Origin of the sequence: Paraburkholderia bryophila, from assembly GCF_003269035.1 — a bacterium.
Taxonomy (GTDB): domain Bacteria; phylum Pseudomonadota; class Gammaproteobacteria; order Burkholderiales; family Burkholderiaceae; genus Paraburkholderia; species Paraburkholderia bryophila.
This window is the reverse complement of record NZ_QLTK01000036.1, coordinates 16,574-32,877: the sequence shown is the minus strand read 5'-3', so window position 1 is coordinate 32,877 and position 16,304 is coordinate 16,574. Positions and strand designations below refer to the sequence as shown.

Sequence of the window (16,304 nt, the reverse complement as noted above, 5' to 3'; positions counted from 1 at the left end):
GGGTGCGCTGTCGCTACAATATGAGGCATGAACGCCTCCAAGACTCCCCCCCAAGCCGCCGCGACCGATTGGCGCATCGACCGCGAACGCGCCGTCGCGCTGTTCGGGCCGCAGGCGCACGACTGGCCGATCGAAATCGTCGAGGAAACCGGCTCGACCAACGCCGACCTGATGACTCGCATCAAAGCGTTGCCGCATAGAAGCAATGCGCTGCCGCGGCCGCTCGTCCGGGTCGCCTATCTGCAGACCGCCGGGCGCGGCCGGCGCGGTCGTCCGTGGTATGCGGAGCCGGGCAATGCGCTGCTGTTTTCGGTGGCGTGCGTGCTGCCGCGTCCGCTGGAAGAGCTCGCCGGCTTGAGCCTCGCGGTCGGTGTCGCACTGGTCGACGGACTGCGTTCGCTGCCGGTCGCCGGTCCCGGCCAGATCGCGTTGAAATGGCCGAACGACGTGCTGCTGGAAGGCGACAAGCTGGCCGGCATCCTGATCGAGACCGCATGGAGCACCGACTACGCCAGCGCGGTCGTGATCGGCATCGGTACCAACGTCAAGGGTGCGGACGAACTCGCCGCCAAGGTCGGCGCGCTGAACGCCGGCGTGCCGCCGCAGGCGCGCGGCACGGTGCCGACCGCACTACAGCGCGCGTTGCCCAACGCCAATCTCACCGACACGCTGGCCGCTGAGTTGAACGCGCTCGAACCCGCATTGCAGCGCTTCGGCGCGGACGGCTTCGCGCCGTTCCAGGCGCGCTGGAACGCGATGCATGCGTACGCGGGACGCGAAGTCGTGCTGCTGGAACAGGGCCAGGAAATCACGCGCGGCGTGGCGGCGGGCGTCGACGAACGCGGCCAGTTGCTGCTCGACACGGCGACCGGCCGCCAAACCATTTCAACCGGCGACGTCTCGCTGCGTCTGGCCGACGGTGCGGCATGACGAGCGGTGCACCTTATCTGCTGATCGACGCGGGCAATAGCCGCATCAAGTGGACGCTGGTGACACCCAACGGCGCGCAAATCGCGGCCGGCGCGTTGGCGCACGACGATGTGGATGAGCCATCCTGGTCGAATCTGCCGGCGCCCGGCGGCGCATGGCTCTCGAATGTCGCGGGCGAAGCGGTGGCGGCGCGGATCACCGCATTGCTCGACGCCCATTGGCCAGGTTTGCCGCGCACGACGATCCGCGCCTGCGCCACGCAATGCGGCGTGACCAATAGCTACACCACGCCGCACGCGCTCGGCAGCGATCGCTGGGCCGGCATGATCGGCGCGCACGCCGCGTTTCCGGGCGAACATCTGCTGATCGCGACGTTCGGCACGGCGACCACGCTGGAAGCGTTGCGCGCGGACGGCAACTTTGTCGGCGGTCTGATCGCGCCGGGCTGGACGCTGATGATGCGCTCGCTCGGCGAGCACACCGCACAACTGCCGACCCTCGACGCCAGCGCCGCACGTGGCCTGCTGGATGCCACCGAGGCTCGTCGTGGCCCGTTCTTCGCGACGGACACGCCGCGTTCGCTCTCCGCCGGCTGCACGCTGGCACAGGCCGGCCTGATCGAGCGGATGTGGCGCGATCTGCAGGATGAATGGCAGGTGCCGGTGCGGCTCGTGGTCAGCGGCGGCGCCGTGGACGAAGTGGCGAGCGCGCTGAAAGTGCCGCATACTCGCCACGATTCGCTCGTGCTGTCCGGCCTCGCGCTGATAGCCGCCGAGCGTGCAGTGGCACGCGGCGCGTGACTCGCGGCCATCAGATCGGAATCAAGGCGGCTCAACACTTTCTGGACGGGGAAAACCAATAATGCTGCGCTGGCTGATCGCCATCTTGTTTCTTGCCAACCTGCTGGCATTCGTCGCGGTGCGCGGCGTTTTCGGCCCGACGCCCACGGCCGGCGGGCGCGAACCTAATCATCTGAATCGCCAGATTCATCAGGAATGGTTGAGGGTGCAACCGGTTACGGCCGCTGAGGCCGCCGATCAGGCGGTGGTGGGCGGCCCGGCGCCGGCGGCGCCGATCGCCGCGTCGGCGTTGCCGCAGTGGCCGTCAACTCTGCGTGCGGACTTTCTTCAACAGCGCCGTGGTCGAGCGGTCATGCTCGAACGGAATCGCCAGCGCTTGGCCGCCCCATCCGCGCACAATGGCCGACTCCGGCAACACGTCCATGTCGTAGTCGCCGCCCTTGACGAGCACGTCCGGCCGTAGCGCCGAAATCAGCTCGACCGGCGTCTTCTCGCCGAAGCACACCACGTAGTCGACGCTTTCCAGCGCCGCCAGCAACGCCATGCGATCCGACTCGTTGTTGATCGGCCGGTCGTCGCCCTTGCCGAGCATGCGGACCGACGCGTCGCTATTCACGCCGACGATCAGGCATGCGCCGAGCGCCTTCGCATCGGCCAGATAAGTCACATGCCCGCGATGCAGGATATCGAACACGCCGTTGGTAAACACCACCGGCGCGTTGAGCGTGGGACGCAGCGTCACGAGGGTCTCTCGCGTCAGCATCTTGCGTTCAAAAGTAGCAGCCATGACGGAATCGGAAAGAGAATAAAGAAGTGCCGTCACGATACACGCTGGACGGCATGAAGCAAAACGGCCCGGCAAGCTCACGCTTGCCGGGCCGTTCCTGAAACCGTAAAACCAGATTCGTGGCGCGGGCGGTTAACCTAGGATAAAGCCTGGCATAAAGCCCGGCATGAACCCGCTGACGCGGATCACATGCCTAAGCGCCATCAAGCAGGCTGTTCCGACGACTTCTGCTCTGCCTGCAGGCGCATGACCACTTCCTTGCGGTAGCGGTTCAGTTCCTGCGCGGTGTTGAACGTGCGTTCGAACAGAATGGACAGGTTGTGCAAAATCCGCTCCACGACCTTCTTTTCCCAACCGTCGTCGAAACAGATCTGTTCGTCGAGCCAGCGCTCGAGCCACTCCGGGTCCGGCAGACGCGACTGAATCGTGTCGCGCGGGAACAGCGCCTGATTCACGTGCAGGTTGGTGGGATGCAGCGGCTTTTCGGTGCGACGCGCCGACGCCATCAGCACGCCGATCTTGGCGAACGCAGCACGCGCGATGTCGCCCGTTTGCACCATTGCTTTTTTCATGTAGCGCAGATACGCGCCGCCATGGCGCGCTTCGTCGCGTGAGATGGTTTCGTAGATCTGCTTGATCACCGGCTCGGTATGCCATTCAGCCGCCCGGCGATACCAGTGGTTCAGGCGGATTTCGCCGCAGAAGTGCAGCATCAGCGTTTCGAGCGGCGGCGCCGGGTCGAATTCGAAGCGCACCGCGTGCAGTTCTTCTTCGGTCGGGCACAGCTCAGGCTTGAAGCGGCGCAGATATTCCATCAGCACCAGCGAATGTTTCTGTTCTTCGAAGAACCACACGCTCATGAATGCGGAGAAATCGCTGTCGTGATGGTTGTCACGCAGAAACATTTCCGTGGCGGGCAAGGCCGACCATTCGGTGATCGCGTTCATCTTGATCGTCGCGGCCTGCTCGTCGGTCAATAGCGATGCATCGAACTTGTCCCAGGGAATGTCTTTCTCCATGTCCCATCGAACGGATTCGAGCGATTTATAAAGTTCCGGATAAAGCATGGTGTTCATAGTCCCACCCCTGTTCTGCGCATACTGTGTGTGTCTGCTGCTACGTGTAGCACTCTCGCTGACGACGAACGGATCACGCCGTGCGTCGGCCAACATTCAATTTTACGCGGTAATCAGCCGCCTAGATGCACCTGACAGCAAAGAAGTCGGGCGTTTGCGCGGGCACGCCCTATCTAAGCTACGCGCTGCGCGGCCAACCGTGGGTGAGGGATACCCTATGCCTGAGGTCGAGCCGGTCTGCGGTGAAACCGCACCGTCCAGCCCTGCGCCGGTCTTACCGGCGGCAAATGAAGCAAGGGCGGCACGTTTGGTTGTTTTTGCACACGCCCAAAAATCAACAAAAGCTTACACAATGATAGCACGCTGACTTTACGGAATTCGCACGGTAGCAGACGCCGCGGCACCGTCCGCTTGACCTCTCTCAACAAAGCGCGCGATCCGCGGAGTGTGGCTGAGATTCGAGGTCAAACGCATGACAGACGGCGAACCGCCCCGTATCGCCGGCGCACCGTGTGGTCTTTTTGCCGATGACGGGCGGGTTCACGTCCTCATCGGTCATTCCCAGCTTCAGGTCGACTTTTTCGCCGTGCGCGGTGCGGCGCTCGCGCTAGCCGTGCGTTTCGCAGCGGACGGCGGCCGTTTCGCAGCCGGTCGTCGGGCAGCCGACTCCGCATCTGGCGGCGGCGCTTGCGACGCATCAGCCGCGGCTTCGCCGCCCGATGCCGGCGATGCGTCCGGCGTGGCGTCGCCCGGCGCGGCGGCCGGCTGCGTCATTGCAAACTGGGCGATCTGATTGAACTGCGACTGCAGCAGGTTCCACCATGCGGACGCGTCGAACGGAGGCGTCGACGGCGTTTCCTCGTTGTCAGCGGCGCCGGACGGTTCTTCCGCTGCGGCGGACGCAGCCGCGCCACTGGCCGAAGCCGTTTGCTGCGGATGCGGCCAGCCCGTCGCCGACGCGGGACTCGGTGCTGCGGATGCCGCCGGCTGCGCCATCGACGATTGCGCGAACGCGCCGAACGCACGCAACGTCGCAAGCGTGGCGCGCTGCACTTCGAGCGCCTGAATCGCGGACTGCAGCATGCTCAGATTCAGCTTGAGCCATTGCTCGACGGCCCGCATGTCGGTGATGCGCTTGTCGAGTTCCTCGACATTGGTGAGCGGCGCCATCATGTCGGACATCATCGACAGCGACGGTCCCATGCCTCCGGCCGGCTGCGCGCCGGAGAACGCGGAGCCGAACGGCGACAGCCGCATCATGCCCCACATGCGTTCGAGCATTTCAGCGGGCGGAAAGCCGGGGAAGCCGGGAAACGGCGGCGTGGAATCGGGTGTATCGGTCATGCTTGTCGCCTCGCTGCATAAGTGTAGGAATGCGCGCCGGCCCGCACGCGTCGGAGTCGATCATACCGTGCGGGGGCCGCGCGTCAGGCGCGTTTGAAGAAGGGGACTTGCGTCACCTCATTCACGTCATTTCGCTTCGCCGCGCCACGGGTCCGCACCGCCGAAATCCGGCGCGCGCCGCTCACGCAGCGAATTCACGCCTTCGCGCACGTCCGGTCCGGCGAAGCCCATGAATTCCAGCGCCAGCGACGTATCGAACGCAGGTCCCGCCGAGCGCAGCCAGTTGTTCAACGCGTACTTGGTCCAGCGAATCGCGGTCTGTGAACCGTTGGCAAGTTTGCGCGCCACCTCGAATGCCTTGGGCAGCAGGTCGTTTTCGTCGACGGCGAGCGAGACGAGGCCGATACGCTCCGCCTCTTCGCCGCTCACCGGCTCGCACAGCATCAGGTAGTACTTCGCCTTCGCCATGCCGCACAGCAGCGGCCAGACGATCGCCGCGTGATCGCCCGCCGCAACGCCGAGCCGCGTATGACCGTCGATAATCCGTGCGGTCTTCGCCGCGATCGAGATATCCGCAAGCAGCCCCGCCACCAGGCCCGCACCGACTGCCGGGCCATGCATGGCCGAGACGATCGGCTTGCTGCAATTGATCACGTTGTAGACGAGGTCGCGCGCCTCGCGCCACACCCGCGCGCGCACGTCGAAATCGGTTGCCATGTCTTCGACCAGTTGCAGGTCGCCGCCCGCGGAAAAGCCCTTACCTTCGCCGCGAATGATCGCCACGCGCGTCTGCGGATCGCGGTCGATATCGCGCCAGATTTCGGCGAGTTCGTAATGCATCCGCGCGTTGGCCGTGGCGAGGCCGCTTTTGTTGGCGCCCTCGCCGCTCATCACGACTTCGAGCACGCCGTCGGGATGGCGCGTCAACTGAAGCGACTGGTAATGCGCGTAGAACGCGTCGTTGGTGTGTGAGGTCTGAGACATGGCGAGCAATCCGTGACTTGCGTGAGGTACAGTCAAAAAGCGTTCAAAACGTGTTCAACGATGTTTGCAACGATCCATCCGGCTAGCGCGCGCCGGCAGCAAGCCAACGCGCGGCCTCTTATCTTCACCGCGGCTGATAAACCCACTTCCCGTTCATGATCTCGACCATCACGCGTGCCCGTTGATCGAGCCCGAGGTGATCTGTCGCGCTCATGTTGACGACGCCATTGGTATCTGCCAGACCGCGTGTCGCTTCGAGCGCGTCGCGCAGCGCGCGACGGAATTCCGGCGTGCCGGGCGCGCCCGCTTTCAATGCGACCGGCACGGCGTTGTTGAGCAGCATGCCGGCGTCCCACGTGTACGAGCCAAATGCCGACACGCTGTTCGGACCGCGCAGCGCTTCGAAGCGCTTGATGTAATCCAGCGCGAGACGTTTGGCCGGATGATCCGCCGGCAATTGCGCGGCCACCAGCACCGGACTCGCCGGCAGGAACGTACCGTTGCAATCGGCGCCGCACACGCGCAGGAAGTCGTTATTGCCGACTCCATGATTGTGATAGATCAACCCTTTATAGCCGCGTTCTCGCAACGTTTTCGGCGGCAGCGCGGCAGGCGTGCCGGCCGCGCCGACCACCACCGCGTCGGGATGCGTCGCGAGGATTTTGAGGACCTGGCCGGTCACGCTCGGATCGGTGCGATTGAAACGCTCGCTCGCCACCATGTCCATGTGATGCAACTGCGCGAACTTGGCGACTTCGGCGTAGAAGGTCTCGCCGAGCGCGTCGGCCTGGCCGATGAACGCCACGGTTTTGACGCCGTGCGCGCTCGCGTGCTCGGTAATGGCCGACGCCATCATCGCGTCGGTCTGCGGCGTCTTGAAGACCCAGTGGCGTTTCGCATCGACGGGTTCGATGATTTTCGCCGACGACGCCAGCGAGATCATGGGCGTTTCACCTTCGGCGACCACGTCGATCATGGCAAGCGAATTCGGCGTGATCGACGAACCGATGATCGCGTCGACGTGATTCTCCGAGATCAGCTTCTTGGTGTCCTGCACGGCCTGCGTGGTGTCGGAAGCGTCGTCGAGCACGATGTACTCGACCGGCTGACCGCCGATCTGTTTCGGCAGCAACGTGGCGGTGTCGCGTGCGGGTATCCCGAGCGACGCGGCCGGTCCGGTCAGCGACAGCACGAGGCCGATCTTGACCTGCGCGAATGCCCCGGTGGGTAGCGCAGCGACGCAGGCGAGCGCGGCGCATAGCGCCGTAGCGCGAAATACACGGCCACCTCGCGTGGGACTCACGCGCGCGCCGGAGGTTGTTTCAACCGTTTCGCTACGCCGGGCTCCAGGTTTGATGGATGCGAATCGCGGCATGCTGTCTCCTCACGTTGGTTTTCGTTTTTGTCTTGTTGAACCGGCAGGCCGCCACCCCGGGCGCGCCGCCGCGCCAGTCAGTGTAGCCGCGCGCTGGGGCGGCGGCATCGGGCGAAACCCTTTCGAAAACGCTTTGCAAAACCACCCATCAATCCAGCGGCGCGATGCCCTGATCGATCGAACCGAAAATCGACTTGCCCGCTTCGTCGAACATTTCGATCTTCACGGTGTCGCCGTACTTCATGAATTCGGTTTGCGGCGCACCGTGCTCGATCGTTTCCAGGCAGCGTTTCTCGGCGATACAGCAATAGCCGCGCTTCGCGTCCTTGTTCGAGATCGTGCCCGAACCCACGATCGCACCCGCGCGCAGATTGCGGGTTTTCGCCGCATGCGCGATCAACTGGCCGAAGTGAAACACCATGTCGGTGCCGGCGTCCGGTTGACCGACTTTTTTGTTGTTCCAATGAACGATCATCGGCCGGTGCACGCGGCCGTCGCGCCAATGTTCGCCGAGTTCGTCCGGCGTGACCGCGACCGGCGCGAACGACGTGGCCGGCTTGCTCTGGAAAAAGCCGAAGCCCTTCGCGAGTTCGGCGGGAATCAGATTGCGCAGCGAGACGTCGTTGACGAGCGTGATCAGGCGCACGCTTCTGAGCGCCTGATCGGGCGTGGCGCCCATCGGCACGTCGGTGGTAATCGCGGCGACTTCCGCTTCGAAGTCGATGCCGAATGCCTCCGACGCGCACAGCACGTCGTCTTTCGGACCGATGAAATCGTCGCTGCCGCCTTGATACATCAAAGGATCGGTCCAGAACTCCGGCGGCATCTCGGCGCCGCGGGCGCGCCGCACCAACTCGACATGATTCACGTACGACGAACCGTCGGCCCACTGGAACGCGCGTGGCAGCGGCGCCATGCAGTCTTTGGCGTCGAACGCGAAGCTGTTGCGCGCGCGGCCCTGATTGAGCGCGTCGTACAGATCGTGCAGTTGCGGCGCGTAGAAGGTCCAGTCGTCGAGCACGCGCTGCATGGTGGGCGCGATCGCATCGGCAATCGCCGCGGTGTGCAGGTCGCGGGACACGACGATCAATTGGCCGTCGCGCGTGCCGTCCTTCAGCGTGGCAAGTTTCATAGGGGAATGAGCCGTGTTAGTGACGATAGAAGGAATCTATTCTACGATGGTGAATCGGCGCGGCCCAAGTGCCTGCGGCTTTCCTCCTTTCACACCTCTTCTGAACGCGCTCGTGGCGCCCCGCTCATGCCTCCAACCGCCCGCTCCGGCGCAATCCGTAACGACCAGGGCACGACTGAACCGCTCGATGCCGCCTCCGAACTCACCGACATCGACGAAGAAAGCGGTGAAACCGGGGACGGCGGCGAAGAAAAACTGCGCTCGGGCATCCAGTCGATCGAAGTCGGATTCCGCCTGCTCGACGTGCTGACCCACGAAACCCGCGCGATGATGCTGCGCGACCTCGCGCAGCGCGCCGGCATGAGTCCGGCGAAGGCGCACCGCTATCTGGTGAGTTTTCTGCGCCTGGGCGTGGTGTCGCAAGACCCGCTGTCGGGCCGCTACGAGCTGGGCGGCTTCGCGTTGCAACTTGGGCTCGCGCGGCTTGCGCGGGTCGACGGCGTGAAGCTTGCGCGTATAGCGCTCGCTGAATTGCGTGACCGGCTCGATCTGACGGTCGGCATTGCGGTCTGGGGCAATCAGGGGCCGACCATGGTCCACTGGATGGAATCGAGTCATCCGGCGAAGGCGTCACTGAAACTCGGCGACGTGATGCCGCTACTCAGTTCGGCCACTGGCCTGCTGTTCGCCGCGTATCTGCCGGTTAGCAAGACCGCCGCGATGCTCGAACGCGAACTGGCCGACGCGCGCCGCGCCGCGCACTTGGGCGGACCACGTACCCGCGACGAAGTCGAACAGACGCTCGCGCAAGTGCGGCAACATCAGGCGGCGCGCGTGGAAGGCATGTTGTTGCCCACCATTCACGCGTTCTGCATGCCGGTATTCGACTCGACGGGCGACCTCGCGCTCGGCCTGATCGCGTTGGGCCACGAAGGCGTGTTCGATATCCGGTGGGGCGGCGAGATCGATCTGGCGCTGCGCGACTGCGCGCAAAAGCTGTCGTACGAGCTAGGGTATAGTGCGACGCCCCGCGACGCGCGGAATTGATGTGGCCGCTTTAGTGAACTCGCTTCGCGCGCGTGGGCCTATACATTCCTGGCTCGCACACCTTTAACCGCCGATGGCTTTATCCTCCGTCACGCAACGTTCCGATCGCACGCCGCCTGGCGTACCGCGCGTCGCGCTGCGCGTGGGCCGATGGATCGCCGTGCTGCTGGTCGTGGCGGTTCTGCACTGGATCGCCGCCCAGTGGGTCGAGCGCAACGGCGCCACGCTGAATCCGCCGGACCAGGAGCGTGTCCCCGTGCAGGTGGCGCTGCTGACACCGGAGCGTATCGAACGCAACCCAGTCGCCGCCGCGCCGCCTACGCCCGCACCGGCGCCCGCGCAACGGGCCGCCGCGCGCAAACCGCGCGAGCATGTGCTGACCGCGTTGCAACCGGCGAAGCAGGCGCCACTGGCAGCGGCAGCGTCGGACACCGTCGCGAGCGCAACCGGGGCCACAAGCGCTTCCAGTACGACGACCGCGAACGCCTCCGCGGGAAAGGCTGCCGGCACGGCCAGCGCCCCCGCTGCCGCAAGCGCTTCGCAAGCGGCGCCAGGCGTGAAGTTTTCGGTCCCGCCCTCCGGCGAGTTGCAATACGACACGTTCTACAACGGCGTGCGCAACCAGCCCGGCACAATCCACTGGACCAGCGACGCGCAAAGCTACGCAATGGTGGTGTCGGTGCCCTTGCCGTTCGTCGGCACATTCGTGTATTCGAGCCACGGGCGGATCGACGCATTCGGCCTCGCGCCGGATCAATACATCGAAAAGCGCGGCCGCCGCGCGGAAGACATCGCCATCTTCAATCGCAGCGACAAGAAAATCGCCTTCACCCGCACGCCGGCCAGCTTGCCGCTGCCCGACGGCGCACAGGACCGCTTCAGCATGGTGATGCAGCTCGCCAGCCTCGTGCGCGGCGACCCGGCCGCGTATAAGCCCGGCGTGACGCGGCAATTCTTCGTGGTCGACAACGACAGCGGCGAGAACTGGCCCATCGAGACGATCGGCGACGAGACCATCCGCACGGCGCAAGGCTTCATCGACACGCGTCACTTCAAACGCCTGCCGCGCCACGACGGCGACTTGCGTCGCATCGACGTATGGCTCGCGCCGTCGCTCGGCTGGCTGCCCGCGCGTATCGTTCAGACGGAACCGAACGGCACGCAATTCGAACTGGTGTGGCGCGGCAAGCTCAATCTCGACAATGCCGACGACAACCCTGGCGCTTCACCTGGCCCATCGGCGGCAACGCCCGACGCCGCGCCGTCCCAATCGTCAAATCCTGCCGATCCCGGCAGCCCGCCCGGCATCATCAGGCCCTGACACGCCGGTCTCGAGCGAAGTCTCGATGAATCCGCGAAACTTCTTCGACGCTGCCAACTCGCAACACACTGCTGCAACCATTCGCGCGGATGCTGCGTATATTGTTGAGCCATCAGGTCGATGGCTGGTCGAGGCTGTGCAGCGCGCGTCAATGGATCCTTCCACTGCGATCCCTTCAAGGAGCCCGCATGCAAGTGAACATCAACGGAATCGAGACGCGCTATGTGCTGAGCAACGAGGGCGGCGGCCCGTGGCTCACGTTCATTCATCAGCTCGGTGGCGACCTCTCGGTGTGGGACCAGCTCGCCGGCTATTTCCGCGACGACTACACCGTGCTGCGCTACGACCTGCGCGGCCACGGCAAGACGGCGTTGTCGCGTGAGGCTTTCGGCATGGCCGACCTGTCGCACGATCTCGCCACCTTGCTCGATGCGCTCGGCGCGCCCAGCACGCACGTGGTCGGCATGTCGATGGGCGGCATGATCGCGCAGCAGTTCGCGCTCGACCACCCGTTACGCGTCGACACCCTCACGTTGGCCAATACGTTCGGCGGCACACGGCCCGAAAGCCGCGCACTGTGGGAGCAACGCGCCGCGAGCGTCCGCGAGGGCGGCATGGCGTCGCTGGTACCGTCCACCATGGATCGCTGGCTGACACCTGACTTTCAACGCGAACATCCCGAAGCCGTCGAGCCGATTCGCGAGGTGTTCGGCCATACGTTGTCAGAAGGCTACGCCATGGCGTGCGAAGCGGTGCGCGATTTCGATGTACGCAGTAAGCTGGGAACCATCCGTTGCCCAACATTGACCGTGGCGGGCCGGCACGACACGGGCACGCCGCCTGCTGATACGCAGGCAATTGCAGACGCCATCGAAGGCGCACGTTTCGAACTGCTCGATGCCGCTCATCTCGCGCCCATCGAACAATCTCACCGTTTTGCTGCACTGCTTGAAACGTTTCTTGAAAGGCCGGTCTAACCGGTAGGTTCGGAACTTTTACAAGCGTCAATCCGGACCCACCCCTTGAATTCCACCCTCACGCTCCAACCTATGGCGCAGGAATGGCCAGGAGCCAACGGAAATAAGGAGTGTCGCCATGCAAATGATCTACAACAGCCCCAACTATTGCGTCGTCGAGTTTCCGCCGCAGGAAGGTCCGCTGGCCATGAAGTCGGGTGGCTACGAGATCGTGGACAAAAACATGCAGCGGGAGATCTACATTGATGGCGCAATGGCGGCGCGGTTTCGCGAGCACGTGCAGAAGCTGATCGAAGAGGAACCGTCGCTGGACGAGGTAGACGAATTCCTCGGGCAGTTCGACAGCCTCATGCATCAACCGGTGATCCTTCACTAAGCACAAGCTTCGAATCAACGTTTTTGGCGACCTATCTTCGACCGCGCCGTCCGGCTTAGCAGTCGGCCCACCCGGCGGCCCTTTCAAGGCGGTCAGCAGTTCATGAAGCGGTCCATCAGGCTTTTGGCTTGTTGGGCCGTTTTCTTTTCCGACGGCGAGATCGCCTGTGCGGCCCGCGCCCGGCGTGTGCGCCCGGCAGCGGCTACAATGACAGGTTTCCCGCCAAACCCGGCGCAAGCCCTCGTCCGCCATGAACCAGCCTGCTCAAACCGCCACGCCAGTCCGCTCCGAAGCCGCCTATACGCGCGGTGCGGCGCTGCCCGCGCTGCTCCAGTCGCGCATCCTGATCCTGGACGGCGCAATGGGCACGATGATCCAGCGCTACAAGCTCGACGAAGCCCGTTATCGCGGCGAGCGCTTCAAGGACTACGGTCGCGACATCAAAGGCAACAACGAGTTGCTCTCGATCACGCAGCCGCAGATCATCCGCGAGATTCATGAGCAATACCTCGCGGCGGGGGCGGACATCATCGAGACCAACACGTTCGGTGCGACCACGGTGGCCCAGGCCGACTACGGCATGGAAGAGCTCGCCATCGAAATGAATCTCGAATCGGCCAGGCTGGCGCGCGCCGCCTGCGACAAATATTCGACGCCTGACAAGCCGCGCTTCGTCGCCGGCGCGATCGGACCGACGCCGAAGACCGCGAGCATTTCGCCGGACGTGAACGATCCGGGCGCGCGCAACGTGACCTTCGACGAATTGCGCGCGGCTTATTACGAGCAGGCCAAGGCGTTGCTCGACGGCGGCTGCGATCTGTTCCTGGTCGAGACGATCTTCGATACGCTAAACGCGAAGGCCGCACTGTTCGCGCTGGACGAACTGTTCGAGGACACCGGCGAGCGTCTGCCGATCATGATCTCGGGCACGGTCACCGACGCATCGGGCCGCATTCTGTCGGGGCAAACCGTCGAGGCGTTCTGGAACTCGCTGCGTCACGCGAAGCCGCTCACCTTTGGTTTGAACTGCGCGTTGGGCGCGGCGCTGATGCGCCCGTACATCGCCGAACTGGCGAAGCTGTGCGACACCTATGTGTCGTGCTATCCGAACGCCGGCTTGCCGAATCCAATGAGCGATACGGGCTTCGACGAATTGCCGGCGGATACGTCGGGTTTGTTGAAGGAGTTCGCGCAGGCGGGGCTAGTGAATATCGCGGGCGGGTGCTGTGGGACGACGCCGGAGCATATTGCGGCGATCGCTCAGGCACTGGCTGAAATCAAGCCGCGCAAATGGCCGACCCAATACCGCGACGCAGCGTGAAAGCAGCGGCCTGAGCTTCGGCCGCCTCTCTTCGCCACCGCAACAGAAGCAACTCGCAGACGCACCTTAACCGCACGCAATCGACTCGCACACACGCCATGACCGATCACACCATGCGCCTTTCCGGCCTCGAGCCGTTCAACGTCACGTCCGGCACGCTCTTCATCAACGTCGGCGAGCGCACCAACGTGACCGGCTCGAAAGCCTTCGCGCGAATGATCCTGAACGATCAGTTCGACGACGCCATCGCGGTCGCGCGCCAGCAGGTCGAAAACGGCGCGCAGGTGATCGACGTCAACATGGACGAAGCGATGCTCGATTCGAAAGCGGCCATGGTGCGCTTCATGAATCTGATCGCGTCGGAGCCGGACATCGCACGCGTGCCGATCATGATCGACTCGTCGAAATGGGAGGTGATCGAAGCGGGCCTGAAGTGCGTGCAAGGCAAGGCGATCGTCAACTCGATCTCGCTGAAAGAAGGCGAAGAGGCCTTCCGCCACCACGCGAACCTGATTCGCCGCTACGGCGCGGCCGCCGTCGTGATGGCGTTCGACGAACAAGGCCAGGCCGACACCTACGAGCGCAAGACGCAAATCTGCAAGCGCTCGTACGACTTCCTGGTGAACGAAGTCGGCTTCCCGCCGGAAGACATCGTCTTCGATCCGAACATCTTCGCGATCGCCACCGGTATCGAAGAGCACAACAACTACGCGGTCGACTTCATCAACGCGACGCGCTGGATCAAGGAAAACCTGCCGTACGCGAAGGTGAGCGGCGGCGTGTCGAACGTGTCGTTCTCGTTCCGCGGCAACGACCCGGTGCGCGAAGCGATCCACACCGTGTTCCTCTACCACGCGATTCAGGCCGGCATGGACATGGGCATCGTCAACGCGGGCCAGCTCGGCGTGTATGCCGACCTCGACCCGGAGTTGCGCGAACGTGTCGAAGACGTGGTGCTGAACCGCCGTGAAGACGGCACCGACCGGCTGCTCGAAATCGCCGACAAGTTCAAGACCGGCGCCGCGAAGAAAGAAGAGAACCTCGAGTGGCGCAACCAGCCGGTCGAGAAGCGTCTCGCGCATGCGCTGGTGCTCGGTATCACCAACTTCATCGTCGAAGATACCGAAGAAGTGCGCGCGAAGATCGCGGCCACCGGCGGTCGCCCGATCAACGTGATCGAAGGCCCGTTGATGGACGGCATGAACATCGTCGGCGACCTGTTCGGTCAGGGCAAGATGTTCCTGCCGCAAGTCGTCAAGTCGGCGCGCGTGATGAAGCAGGCGGTCGCGCACCTGATCCCGTTCATCGAGGAAGAAAAACGCCTGCTCGCGGAGGCCGGCGGCGACGTGCGCGCGAAGGGCAAGATCGTCATCGCGACCGTCAAGGGCGACGTCCACGACATCGGCAAGAACATCGTTTCCGTGGTGCTTCAGTGCAATAACTTCGAAGTGGTCAACATGGGCGTGATGGTCTCGTGCAACGACATTCTCGCCAGGGCGAAGGTCGAAGGCGCGGACATCATCGGGCTCTCGGGGCTGATCACGCCGAGCCTCGAGGAAATGGCTTATGTCGCCTCGGAAATGCAGCGCGACGACTACTTCCGCATCAAGAAGATTCCGCTGCTGATCGGCGGTGCGACCACCTCGCGCGTGCACACCGCGGTGAAGATCGCACCGCATTACGAAGGGCCGGTGGTGTACGTGCCGGACGCATCGCGCTCGGTGTCGGTGGCGTCGAGCCTGCTGTCCGATGAAGGCGCGGCGAAGTACCTCGACGAGCTCAAAACCGACTACGACCGCATCCGCCTGCAGCACGCCAACCGCAAAGCCACGCCGATGGTCACGCTCGCCGAAGCCCGCGCGAACAAGACCAAGGTCGACTGGGCGAGCTACCAGCCGGTCAAGCCGAAGTTCATCGGCCGCCGTGTGTTCAAAAACTTCGACCTGAGCGAACTCGCGAACTATATCGACTGGGGTCCTTTCTTCCAGACCTGGGACCTGGCCGGCCCCTACCCGGCGATCCTGAACGACGAGATCGTCGGCGAATCGGCGCGGCGCGTGTTTTCGGACGGCAAGTCGATGCTCTCGCGCCTGATCCAGGGCCGCTGGCTGCAGGCCAACGGCGTGATCGCGCTACTGCCCGCCAATACGGTGAACGACGACGACATCGAAATCTACACGGACGAATCGCGCTCGGAAGTCGCGCTGACCTGGCGCAATCTGCGCCAGCAGAGTGTGCGCCCGGTGGTGGACGGTGTGATGCGGCCGAACCGCTCGCTCGCCGACTTCATCGCGCCGAAAGAATCGGGCGTGGCCGACTACATCGGCATGTTCGCGGTCACGGCGGGGCTCGGCGTCGACGTGAAGGAAAAGCAGTTCGAAAAGGATCACGACGACTACAGCGCGATTATGCTGAAGGCGCTCGCGGACCGTTTCGCCGAAGCCTTCGCCGAAGCGATGCATGCGCGCGTGCGGCGCGATCTGTGGGGCTATGCGAACACCGAAACCCTGTCGAACGACGACCTGATCGCCGAGAAGTATCACGGCATCCGTCCGGCGCCCGGCTATCCGGCCTGCCCGGACCATCTGGTCAAGCGCGACATGTTCGACGTGCTGCAAGCCACCGAAATCGGCATGAGCGTGACCGAATCGCTGGCCATGCTGCCGGCGGCGAGCGTCTCGGGTTTCTATCTCGCGCATCCCGACAGCACCTACTTCTCGGTCGGCAAGATCGGTCAGGACCAACTGGAGGATTACGCAATCCGCATGGCGTTGTCGAAAACGGATGCGGAGCGCGCTCTGGCGCCTTTGCTGTAAGCCTTTTGCATAGCGTGG

General features: G+C 64.0%; 13 protein-coding genes and 2 pseudogenes. 9 read left to right on the top strand and 6 right to left on the bottom strand.

Going from position 1 to position 16,304, the window contains the following annotated elements:
- Positions 1-27 precede the first annotated feature (27 nt).
- From BX591_RS31770 to BX591_RS37065, 3 genes and pseudogenes are all read left to right on the top strand, one after another.
- Entirely contained in the window at positions 28-930 is a 903-nt protein-coding gene (locus BX591_RS31770; protein WP_111935280.1) for a biotin--[acetyl-CoA-carboxylase] ligase, read from the top strand.
- A complete protein-coding gene (locus BX591_RS31765) occupies positions 927-1,730 on the top strand; it encodes a type III pantothenate kinase (RefSeq protein ID WP_111935279.1) in 804 nt (267 codons plus the stop codon). Before BX591_RS31770 ends, BX591_RS31765 begins: the two co-directional genes overlap by 4 nt.
- Positions 1,731-1,791: 61 nt before the next feature.
- A pseudogene (locus BX591_RS37065) lies at positions 1,792-2,028 on the top strand (hypothetical protein); the annotation flags it as partial.
- A gap of 6 nt (positions 2,029-2,034) precedes the next feature.
- Here the strand turns inward: BX591_RS37065 and rfaE2 are convergent.
- From rfaE2 to BX591_RS31730, 6 genes are all read right to left on the bottom strand, one after another.
- Positions 2,035-2,517 (bottom strand): D-glycero-beta-D-manno-heptose 1-phosphate adenylyltransferase, encoded by a 483-nt coding sequence (gene rfaE2, locus BX591_RS31755; RefSeq protein ID WP_111935278.1) that lies wholly within the window; start codon positions 2,515-2,517, stop codon positions 2,035-2,037.
- Positions 2,518-2,720: 203 nt separating this feature from the next.
- Positions 2,721-3,593 carry a ferritin family protein gene (locus BX591_RS31750; protein WP_111935277.1) on the bottom strand — a complete coding sequence of 291 codons (873 nt, stop codon included), beginning with the start codon at positions 3,591-3,593 and terminating at the stop codon, positions 2,721-2,723.
- Between the two features lie 567 nt (positions 3,594-4,160).
- Positions 4,161-4,937 carry a PhaM family polyhydroxyalkanoate granule multifunctional regulatory protein gene (locus tag BX591_RS31745; protein WP_111935276.1) on the bottom strand — a complete coding sequence of 259 codons (777 nt, stop codon included), beginning with the start codon at positions 4,935-4,937 and terminating at the stop codon, positions 4,161-4,163.
- Positions 4,938-5,063: 126 nt separating this feature from the next.
- On the bottom strand, positions 5,064-5,921 hold the full coding sequence (locus BX591_RS31740) for an enoyl-CoA hydratase/isomerase family protein (protein WP_111935275.1): 858 nt from the start codon (positions 5,919-5,921) through the stop codon (positions 5,064-5,066).
- A 124-nt stretch (positions 5,922-6,045) separates the two neighbouring features.
- Positions 6,046-7,296: an ABC transporter substrate-binding protein gene (locus tag BX591_RS31735; protein WP_111935274.1), complete on the bottom strand. Its 1,251-nt coding sequence runs from the start codon at positions 7,294-7,296 to the stop codon at positions 6,046-6,048.
- A gap of 148 nt (positions 7,297-7,444) precedes the next feature.
- Positions 7,445-8,428, bottom strand: coding sequence for a fumarylacetoacetate hydrolase family protein (locus tag BX591_RS31730; RefSeq protein ID WP_111935273.1), 984 nt, complete (start codon positions 8,426-8,428; stop codon positions 7,445-7,447).
- Between the two features lie 126 nt (positions 8,429-8,554).
- Here BX591_RS31730 and BX591_RS31725 point away from each other — a divergent pair, with 126 nt between their 5' ends.
- The 6 genes and pseudogenes from BX591_RS31725 to metH all read left to right on the top strand — a co-directional run.
- Complete coding sequence (locus BX591_RS31725; protein ID WP_111935272.1) at positions 8,555-9,475, top strand: IclR family transcriptional regulator; 921 nt, start codon at positions 8,555-8,557, stop codon at positions 9,473-9,475.
- A gap of 73 nt (positions 9,476-9,548) precedes the next feature.
- Entirely contained in the window at positions 9,549-10,796 is a 1,248-nt protein-coding gene (locus BX591_RS31720) for a DUF3108 domain-containing protein (RefSeq protein ID WP_111935271.1), read from the top strand.
- A gap of 188 nt (positions 10,797-10,984) precedes the next feature.
- Entirely contained in the window at positions 10,985-11,773 is a 789-nt protein-coding gene (locus BX591_RS31715) for an alpha/beta fold hydrolase (RefSeq protein WP_111935270.1), read from the top strand.
- Between the two features lie 118 nt (positions 11,774-11,891).
- Positions 11,892-12,149 (top strand): BTH_I0359 family protein, encoded by a 258-nt coding sequence (locus BX591_RS31710; RefSeq protein WP_007179533.1) that lies wholly within the window; start codon positions 11,892-11,894, stop codon positions 12,147-12,149.
- A 250-nt stretch (positions 12,150-12,399) separates the two neighbouring features.
- Positions 12,400-13,470, top strand: coding sequence for a homocysteine S-methyltransferase family protein (locus BX591_RS31705; protein ID WP_111935269.1), 1,071 nt, complete (start codon positions 12,400-12,402; stop codon positions 13,468-13,470).
- 89 nt (positions 13,471-13,559) lie between these two features.
- Positions 13,560-16,286 (top strand): annotated as a pseudogene (gene metH / locus BX591_RS31700) (methionine synthase); the annotation flags it as partial.
- Positions 16,287-16,304: the final 18 nt, after the last annotated feature.